The following is a 7,055-nucleotide window of genomic DNA, read 5'->3' as shown; positions in this document are numbered from 1 at the left end:
CGCCCCCCCGCCCGCCCCCCCCCCCCCCCCCCCCCCCCCCCCCCCCCCCCCCGGCGCCCCCCCCCCCCCCCCCCCCCCCCCCCCCCCCCCACCTACAAGGGGGGCGGGTGGCGGGCCCTGAAGTCGAAAGCGAAAGGGGGCTGTCAGGCCCCCTCGTTCAGCTCAGATCAACGTTGTGCGGTCTTGGTATCCCAGGCAGGGATCTTGAATACCCAGAACGAACCGCCCTGTGCCACTGGCTTGGTCAGCTCGGCCATGTCGCCGCCCCACAGTGGAACAGCGCCGCCGTAACCGACGGTCACGCCGATGTACTGCTCGCCATCTTGTTCCCAGGTGATCGGTGGCGAAACGATGCCGCTACCGGTCTGGAATTTCCACAGCTCTTCGCCCGTCTTGGCGTTGAACGCTTTGAAGTAGCCGTCACCGGTGCCGGTGAACACCAGGTTGCCCTTGGTCGCCAGTACGCCAGCCCACAGCGGCAGACGCTCTTTGTGTTCCCAGACCATCTTGCCGGTGGTCGGGTCCATGGCGCGCAGCGAACCGACGTGGTCTTCGTACATGCGCTTGATGCGGAAGCCCATGCCGAGGTACGCGGAGCCTTTCTTGTAGTTGACGGTCTCGGTCCAGTATTCCTCTTTCCACTGGTTCGACGGCACATAGAACAGGCCGGTGTCCTGGCTGTAGGCCATCGGGTTCCAGTTCTTGCCACCGAGGAACGGCGGCGAGACTTCGACCGACTTGCCGCGGGTTTCGCCTGGCTCGGGCTTCGGCGGACGCTGGCCTTCGTTCTCGACCGGGCGACCGGTCTTGAGGTCGATGTGGCTGGCCCAGGTGATGTTGTCGGCGAACGGGAAGGCGTTCTTCAGCTTGCCGTTGGTACGGTCGACCACATAGAAGAAACCGTTACGGTCAGCGTGGGCGGTGGCCTTGTACTGCTTGCCGTCTTTGTCCTTGTAGTCGAATAGCACCAGTTCGTTGTTGCCGGAGAAGTCCCAGGCATCGTTCGGGGTGTGCTGGTAGAACCACTTCACTTCACCGGTGGTTGGGTCAACGCCGACCTGGCCGGAGGTATAAAGGCTGTCGTAGTCGTGCGGGTTGCCGTCTTTCGAGGTCCGTGCCCAGGTGTTCCATGGGCCAGGGTTACCGGCACCGACAATGATGGTGTTGGTCTCGGCGTCGAAGCTCGCGCTCTGCCAGGGGGCGCCACCGCCGTGGCTCCAGGCCTCGACCTTGCCGGTTTCGGTGGTCGGATCATCCGGCCAGGACGGTGCTTTCACATCGCCGGTCGGGGTGCTGTCCTTGCCGTTCATGCGGCCCATGTGGCCTTCGACGAACGGACGCATCCAGACTTCTTCACCGGTGTCCGGGTCGCGGGCGAACAGTTGACCGACAACGCCGAATTCGTCACCGGAGCTGCCGTGGATCAGCAGGACCTTGCCGGTCTTCTGGTCTTTGATCAGGGTCGGCGCACCGGTCATGGTGTAGCCGGCGCTGTGATCGCCGAATTTCTTGTTCCAGATGACCTTGCCGGTGTCCTTGTTCAGCGCGATGACGCGCGAGTCGAGGGTGCCGAAGTAGATCTTGTCACCGAAGATGGCGGCGCCGCGGTTGACCACGTCACAGCATGGACGGATGTCGTCCGGCAGACGGTGGTTGTAGGTCCACAGGCGTTTGCCGGTCTTGGCGTCCAGCGCGAAGACCCGCGAGTAGGAACCGGTAACGTAGACCACGCCGTCATGGATGATCGCTTGCGACTCCTGTCCACGCTGCTTCTCGTCACCGAACGAGTACGACCAGGCCGGGGTCAGCTTGAACACGTTCTTGTCGTTGACCACAGCCAGCGGGCTCCAGCGCTGGGCGTTGGTGCCCATGCCGTATTGCAGCACGTTGTTGGTGGTCTTGTGGTCGTCGGCGATGTCTTCCCAGGTCACAGGCTTGGCCTGGCTGGCAGGCGCCATGGCCAGGGTGCTGACCAGCAGCACGGCCTGGACGGCCATGGACAGAGGAGAGAGAGCGGCGGGTAACGATCTTATTGTCATGTTGGTGTTTCCCAATGGAGGTTTTGGCCTGCATAGACTGGAACGCCAGCGCCCTTCGAGAAACGGAAAAACTCCCGCCCTTGCCGGGAAAACTTCCCGGTTCGGACATGATTTGGCACTGCCCCACAAGCGCTACTACCAAAGCACTGGGTCGCGACCACCAAAGCAGCATGGGGGCTGTACGGCGCGCTTCCTAAGATGGCCGGCAGAACCTTTCGCCAGAGAGGTTTTCGCGTGCAAATCGTGCAACCTGAAGTAGTCGAGGGCAAAACAATGACAACAGTGAAAAACGCCTGGATGAGCGCCATCTTTATGGCTGGCCTGATGAGCGCAGGGGCGGTCATGGCCCACGGCAACGTGACGCCGACGGCGGTCAATACCGGCAACCTGGAAAAGCTCGGCGAGGAATGGCGTACGGAAAACCCGTACCGCACGGGCAAGAATCACGACGAAGCGTTGAGCATCGGTGCTTCGGCCTATAACCAGAACTGCGCGGCCTGCCATGGCCTGGAAGCCAAGTCCGGCGGTATCGCCCCGGACCTGCGCATGCTGGACGAAGGCGCGGTGGGCGATGAGTGGTTCGTCGAGCGCGTGCGGCACGGTTCGGTGCGCGACGGTCGCGTGTACATGCCGAAAATGGCGGACTACCTGAGCCAGGAAGCGCTCTGGGCGATCCGTACTTACCTCGACAGCGTGCACGTCGAGGAGTGATGCCATGGGCCGGGTGCCGTTCCTGCTGATGGCGCTGCTCGTCGGCGCCCCGGCATACGCCCTGGATCCGGGCCCCGACCCGGTGCCCTCGGTGATGTGGGAGTTTTACCGAAAACAATGGATTGGCGATGAGCCTTACCGCTTCGACGAGCGGATCAAGGTCATCGCGCCGCCGTTCGCCGAGGACGCCCGGCAGGTTCCGCTGCAGATCGATGCGCGCGGCCTGCCGGGGAAGGTCAAGCGCATGCTGGTATGGGCCGAACTGAACCCGATTCCGCGCATCGTCGACTTCGCTCCCGGTCCCGAAGTACTGCCCTGGCTAGCGATCCGCGTGCGTATCGAACAGGCCACGGCGTTGCGGGCCGCGGTGCAGACCGAGGAGGGCGTCTGGCATGTCGGCTCGACGCTGATCGAGGCCGCCGGTGGTGGTTGCACCGCGCCCAGCGTGGCGCGCAGCGAGCCCGGTTGGGAACAGCGGCTGGGCCAGGTGCTCGGTGGCCGCTACCCGCGCGAAGACTACAGCCGCCTGCGCCTGTCGGTCTCGCACCCCATGGATAACGGCCTGATGGCCGGGATTCCGGAATTCTTCATCGAACACGCCGAATTGTTCGACGCCCAGGGCCAGTCGCTGGCGACCCTGGAACTGTTCCCGGCCGTGAGCGAAAACCCCAGCCTGTCGTTCGACCTGCGCCGTCCGGGCCCGGTACGCCTGAGCCTGCGTGACAACAACGGCAATGCGTTCGACGCCGCTATCGAATGAGGTCGCTGATGCGTGCTTTGTTGTGCCTGTTGAGCCTTGTCAGCCTGCCGAGCCTGGCGGAGCTGGACTACCGACTCGAACCGCGCCAGGTGGCGGCGGACACTTACGTGCTGGAAGGCAGCACCGACAACTTCTCCCGCGACAACGGCGGCAACATCGTCAATACCGGGTTCATCGTCAGCGAGGACGGTGTCGTGGTGATCGACAGCGGCCCGTCGCTGCGCTACGGCCAGGCCCTGCGCCAGGCTATCGCAAAGGTCACCGACAAGCCGGTGGTGCAGGTCTTGATCACCCATCACCACCCCGACCACGCGCTGGGCAACCAGGCGTTCGCCGACGTGCCGATCGGCGCCTTGCCCGGCACCCGCGAGCAACTGGAGAAAGAGGGCGATGCCCTTAGCGAGAACATGTACCGCATGGTCGGCGACTGGATGCGCGGCACCCAGGTGCGCCTGCCGGACCAGACGTTGCCGCCGGGGGTGAAGACCTTCGGTTCGCACCCGTTGAAGCTACTGGCGTTCAGCGGGCACAGCGGCGCGGACCTGGCCATCCTCGACGAAAAGACCGGCGTACTGTTTGCGGGTGACCTGCTGTTCTACCAGCGCGCCCTGACCACCCCGCACAGCCCGAGCTTGAACCAGTGGGTCGATGACCTGCAACAGTTGCAGGGTTTGCCGTGGAAGGTGCTGGTGCCGGGGCATGGCCCGGTCAGCCACGATCGCGCGCCGTTCGACCAGATGGTCGACTACCTCGGCTGGCTGGACGACCTGCTGCGCGACAGCGCGGTGCATGGCCTGGACATGAACGAAGTGATCGCGACGCCGATTCCCGAGCGCTTTGCGTCGGTCAAGTTGAGCAAGTACGAGTTGATTCGCAGCGTGACGCACCTGTATCCGCGGTATGAGCAGGCGGTGATGAGTCGGGTGGAGCAGTGATTCCATACCCCGTTTTGACGATGCCCACCTGATCCCGCCCCCGTATACCTCTCAGGGTTATTTACCTGGAGGTAACCGCTGTGAAACAAGCTCCCCCTTATGTACCCGGCCATCAATTGCTGGCCGGCAAATCGGTGTTGATCACCGCCGCTGCCGGTGCCGGGATCGGCTATTCCGCCGCCCGGCGCAGCGCCGAGGAAGGCTGCCGGGCATTGATGATCTCGGACATCCATCCGCGCCGACTGGAAGAAGCGGTGGAGCGCCTGAAGGCGGAAACCGGTCTGCAGGCAATCTACGGCCAGTTGTGCAACGTCACCGTCGAAGCCGAGGTCCAGGCCCTGGTCGACGCCGCCGAACACCAGCTCGGCGGCGTCGATGTGCTGATCAACAACGCCGGCCTCGGCGGCCAGAAAACCGTGGTCGAGATGAGCGACGAAGAATGGTCGCGGGTGCTCGACGTGACCCTCACCGGCACCTTCCGCATGACCCGCGCCATCCTCCCGCACATGCAGCGCCGCGGCGCCGGCGCCATCGTCAACAACGCCTCGGTGCTTGGCTGGCGTGCGCAAAAGGAGCAGGCCCACTACGCCGCCGCCAAGGCCGGGGTCATGGCGCTGACCCGTTGCAGCGCACTCGAGGCCGCCGAACACGGCGTGCGGATCAACGCGGTGTCGCCGTCCATCGCCCTGCATGACTTCCTCAAGAAAGCCTCCAGCGAAGAACTGCTGGCCAGCCTCGCCGGGCGCGAAGCCTTCGGCCGGGCCGCGGAAGTCTGGGAAGTGGCCAATGTGATGATGTTCCTCGCCAGCGACTACGCCTCCTACATGGTCGGCGAAGTGCTGTCCGTCAGTTCGCAACAGGCCTGAGGAGTCCGCCATGAGCCAAACCTTCAGCAGCGCCCGGGCGCTGCTCGATGCCGAGGGCCTGGACCTGGGCCGCACCGAGTGGCTGACGATCGACCAGGCGCGCATCGACCTGTTCGCCGAAGCCACCGGCGATCACCAGTGGATTCACGTCGATCCCGAGCGCGCCGCCAGCGGCCCGTTCGGCGTGTGCATCGCCCACGGCTACCTGACCCAGTCGCTGGCCAACCTGTTCCTGCCGCAACTGATGACCCTGGAAAACATGGCCATGGGCGTCAACTACGGCTCCGACCGCGTGCGCTTCCCGGCCCCGGTGCGGGTCGGCGCGCGCGTGCGCGGGCATGGCCTGATCCTGCGCGTCGAGTCGTTGGGCGAGGCGGTGCAGGCGGTGGTCCGCGTCAGCGTCGAAATCGAGGGCGAAAGCCGCCCGGGCTGCGTGGTCGACACCATCAGCCGCTACACCTTCAATCCTGTTTGAGAGAGCCCGTCATGAGCCTGAATGAAGTCGTAATCGTTGCCACGGCGCGTACCGCCCTGGCGAAATCCTTCCGTGGATCCTTCAACGACACCGAGGCCCCGGTGCTGGGCGGCCATGTGGTGCGGGCGGTGGTGGAGCGCGCCGGCATCGAAGCCGACGCGGTGGAAGACGTAATCATGGGCGCGGCGGTGCAGCAGGGCACCCAGGCCTACAACATCGGCCGCTTGTGTGCCTACACCGGCGGCCTGCCGGACAGCGTGCCGGGCATGGCCCTGGACCGCATGTGCGCGTCCGGCCTGATGAGCATCGGCGTGGCGGCCAAGGGCATCATGGCCGGGGAAATGAACATCGCCATCGGCGGCGGCGTGGAATCGCTGTCGCTGACCCAGACCAAACACAAGAACACCTACCGCGCCCAGTCCCAGGCGGTGCTGGAGGTGATGCCGTCCGCTTACATTCCGATGCTGGAAACCGCCGAGATCGTCTCGCGCCGCTACGGCATCAGCCGCGCCGCCCAGGACGACTACAGCCTGCAAAGCCAGCAGCGCACCGCCGCGGCGCAACGGGCCGGGCTGTTCGATGACGAAATCGTGCCGCTCGCCGCCGACCGCCTGCTGTTCGACAAAGAAGGCCAGCCTGCCGGCCATGAGCGGGTGATCGTCGAACGCGACGAGTGCAACCGGCCCGCCACCACCCTGGACGACCTCGCCGCGCTCAAGCCGGTGTGGAAGGACGGCAAATGGATCGGGCAGGGCGAGTTCATCACCGCCGGCAACGCCTCGCAGTTCTCCGACGGCGCCGCCGCCAGCCTGCTGATGAGCAGCGCCGAGGCCAAGCGTCGCGGGCTGACACCGCTGGGCATCTACCGCGGCATCGCCGTGGGCGGCTGCGCGCCGGAAGAAATGGGCATCGGCCCGGTGGTGGCGATCCCCAAACTGCTCAAGCGCTTTGGCTTGAATGTCGCGGACATCGGCCTGTGGGAAATCAACGAAGCGTTCGCCTGCCAGGTCCTGCATTGCCGGGATGCCCTGGAGATCCCGCCGGAGCGGCTGAACGTCAACGGCGGCGCGATCGCCATCGGCCATCCGTTCGGCATGTCCGGGGCGCGGATGGTCGGGCATGCGCTGCTGGAAGGGCGGCGGCGTGGCGTGCGGTATGTGGTGATCGCCATGTGCATTGGTGGCGGGATGGGGGCGGCGGGGTTGTTCGAACTTCCTTGATCTTTACCGGCCGTGCTCCCCGGGGCGCCCCCCCTGACCCCCCCTGGTC

At 65.3% G+C, this 7,055-nt stretch carries 7 protein-coding genes; 6 read left to right on the top strand and 1 reads right to left on the bottom strand.

Going from position 1 to position 7,055, the window contains the following annotated elements; all coding sequences use genetic code 11:
* Positions 1 to 167 precede the first annotated feature (167 nt).
* Positions 168 to 1,997 (bottom strand): quinoprotein ethanol dehydrogenase, encoded by a 1,830-nt coding sequence (exaA, locus tag NTD88_RS01970; protein WP_262127377.1) that lies wholly within the window; start codon positions 1,995 to 1,997, stop codon positions 168 to 170.
* A gap of 315 nt (positions 1,998 to 2,312) precedes the next feature.
* Here exaA and pedF point away from each other — a divergent pair, with 315 nt between their 5' ends.
* The 6 genes from pedF to NTD88_RS01940 all read left to right on the top strand — a co-directional run bounded on the left by pedF (position 2,313) and on the right by NTD88_RS01940 (position 7,006).
* The gene (pedF, locus tag NTD88_RS01965; RefSeq protein ID WP_095153540.1) at positions 2,313 to 2,750 is read left to right on the top strand and encodes a cytochrome c-550 PedF; all 438 of its coding nucleotides are present in this window, start codon (positions 2,313 to 2,315) and stop codon (positions 2,748 to 2,750) included.
* 4 nt (positions 2,751 to 2,754) lie between these two features.
* A complete protein-coding gene (locus NTD88_RS01960) occupies positions 2,755 to 3,510 on the top strand; it encodes a quinoprotein dehydrogenase-associated SoxYZ-like carrier (RefSeq protein WP_262127329.1) in 756 nt (251 codons plus the stop codon).
* Between the two features lie 8 nt (positions 3,511 to 3,518).
* Complete coding sequence (locus NTD88_RS01955) at positions 3,519 to 4,445, top strand: quinoprotein relay system zinc metallohydrolase 1 (protein ID WP_262154450.1); 927 nt, start codon at positions 3,519 to 3,521, stop codon at positions 4,443 to 4,445.
* An 80-nt stretch (positions 4,446 to 4,525) separates the two neighbouring features.
* Positions 4,526 to 5,311 (top strand): SDR family oxidoreductase, encoded by a 786-nt coding sequence (locus NTD88_RS01950; protein ID WP_175650169.1) that lies wholly within the window; start codon positions 4,526 to 4,528, stop codon positions 5,309 to 5,311.
* A gap of 10 nt (positions 5,312 to 5,321) precedes the next feature.
* Positions 5,322 to 5,786, top strand: coding sequence for a MaoC family dehydratase (locus tag NTD88_RS01945; protein ID WP_095153536.1), 465 nt, complete (start codon positions 5,322 to 5,324; stop codon positions 5,784 to 5,786).
* A gap of 11 nt (positions 5,787 to 5,797) precedes the next feature.
* A complete protein-coding gene (locus tag NTD88_RS01940; protein WP_262154451.1) occupies positions 5,798 to 7,006 on the top strand; it encodes an acetyl-CoA C-acyltransferase in 1,209 nt (402 codons plus the stop codon).
* Positions 7,007 to 7,055: the final 49 nt, after the last annotated feature.

Source organism: Pseudomonas sp. 20P_3.2_Bac5 (genome assembly GCF_025466035.1).
Taxonomy (GTDB): domain Bacteria; phylum Pseudomonadota; class Gammaproteobacteria; order Pseudomonadales; family Pseudomonadaceae; genus Aquipseudomonas.
Note: the sequence above shows the minus strand (reverse complement) of the source record. Positions and strands in the feature narration are given on the sequence as shown.

What these genes read in the sequence shown, in the direction of transcription:
- exaA (WP_262127377.1), bottom strand. Translation starts at nt 1,997, where the DNA reads ATGGCCGTCCAGGCCGTGCTGCTGGTCAGCACCCTGGCCATGGCGCCT.
- NTD88_RS01945 (WP_095153536.1), top strand. Translation starts at nt 5,322, where the DNA reads ATGAGCCAAACCTTCAGCAGCGCCCGGGCGCTGCTCGATGCCGAGGGC.
- NTD88_RS01940 (WP_262154451.1), top strand. Translation starts at nt 5,798, where the DNA reads ATGAGCCTGAATGAAGTCGTAATCGTTGCCACGGCGCGTACCGCCCTG.
- pedF (WP_095153540.1), top strand. Translation starts at nt 2,313, where the DNA reads ATGACAACAGTGAAAAACGCCTGGATGAGCGCCATCTTTATGGCTGGC.
- NTD88_RS01955 (WP_262154450.1), top strand. Translation starts at nt 3,519, where the DNA reads ATGCGTGCTTTGTTGTGCCTGTTGAGCCTTGTCAGCCTGCCGAGCCTG.
- NTD88_RS01960 (WP_262127329.1), top strand. Translation starts at nt 2,755, where the DNA reads ATGGGCCGGGTGCCGTTCCTGCTGATGGCGCTGCTCGTCGGCGCCCCG.